Here is a 1,305-nt window from a genome sequence, read left to right as displayed (position 1 = left end):
CCAGTACGTGGGGCGCTCGCGGGAGCCGTCGCCCTGGTCGGCGACGCGGACGGAGGTGTGGCAGCGCAGGCAGGGGCGGGGAGCCCGGCCGTACACGAAGAGGTCCTGGCCGCGGCGGCCCGTCGTAGTGCGGATCCCACGGTCGCGGTTGGTCTCCAGCAGCTTCTTGGCGAGCGCGGGCAGCTTGGCGGCGCGCTCGGCGGGCAGGTCGCCGACGGGGAGCCAGGGGGTGACGCCGAGCAGAAAGCACAGCTCGCTCTTGTAGACGTTGCCGATACCGGCGAGGTTGCGCTGGTCGAGCAGGGCCTCGCCGAGGGGGCGGGTGGGGTCCTGGAGGAGATTGGCGAGTGCCCGGCCGGGGTCCCAGTCAGGGCCCAGGAGGTCGGGGCCGAGGTGGCCGACCACGCGGTGCTCGTCGGCGGTGCGCAGGAGTTCCAGGACGGGGAGGCGGTAGCCGACGGCCGTGCGGTCGGTGGTGCCGAGGATCGCGCGGATCTGGTGGCCGGGGCCGCCGCTCCAGCGCCGGCCGTTCTCGTACACCTTCCAGGAGCCGTCCATCCGCAGGTGGGAGTGCAGGGTCAGGCCGCCCTCGACGCGGGTCAGGAGGTGTTTGCCGCGTGGGGTGACGTCCAGGACCGTGCGGCCCGTCAGGTCGGCCGTCGCGAGCCGGGGCACCCGGAGGTCGCTGCGGGTCAGCACCTTTCCCGCGAGGGCGGCATGCAGCCGCCTCGCGGTCTGCCAGACCGTGTCACCTTCGGGCATGGGTCAAGGGTGGCACGGGGGCGGTGCTGGTGGTCGGTGCAGGCGGTGTGGTGGTCAGGCGCGCAGGCGGAGGCCTCGGGGGGTCGCGATGAAACCCGCTCCTTCCAGGAGGGTGCCGATGGGGGAGGTCAGGGCCTGGGCGCCGTTGACGCGCTCCACCGTGACCGTGCCGAGGGAGCCCGCTCGGGCGGCTGCGGCGAGTGCCTCGGCGGCGGTGCGCAGGCGGGGGTCCTCGCTGGGGTCACCGTCCGGGTCGGTGGCCCAGGCCAGCAGGGTCTTGCCGCCGCGCTCCATGTAGAGCGTCAGCTCTCCGTCGACGAGGACCACCAGGGAGCCCGCCTTGCGGCCCGGCTTGTGCCCGGCGCCGGTCGGGGGCTCGGGCCAGGCCAGGGCGGCGCCGTACGCGTTCGCCGGATCGGCGGCGGCGAGGACGACGGCCCGGGAGGCGGGGTCCGGGCGGGTGCGGCGGCCCGGGAACCCGGCACCGTACGGTGCGCCTCCGCCGTTCTGCCAGGGGCTGCCCTGCGGGGCGTAGTCCCGGGG

The 1,305-nt window shown here is 75.4% G+C and carries 2 protein-coding genes; both read right to left on the bottom strand.

Going from position 1 to position 1,305, the window contains the following annotated elements; translation table 11 throughout:
* Positions 1 to 762: Fpg/Nei family DNA glycosylase (locus CA983_RS43800; protein WP_086606124.1), on the bottom strand; the 762-nt coding region annotated here is incomplete at its 3' end.
* A 54-nt stretch (positions 763 to 816) separates the two neighbouring features.
* On the bottom strand, positions 817 to 1,305 hold a 489-nt coding region (locus CA983_RS43795; RefSeq protein WP_425276522.1), incomplete at its 5' end, for a hypothetical protein.

Source organism: Streptomyces swartbergensis (assembly GCF_002148965.1).
GTDB lineage: Bacteria > Actinomycetota > Actinomycetes > Streptomycetales > Streptomycetaceae > Streptomyces > Streptomyces swartbergensis.
The sequence above is the reverse complement of the archived record's forward strand: the minus strand, read 5'-3'. Positions and strand labels throughout refer to the sequence as shown.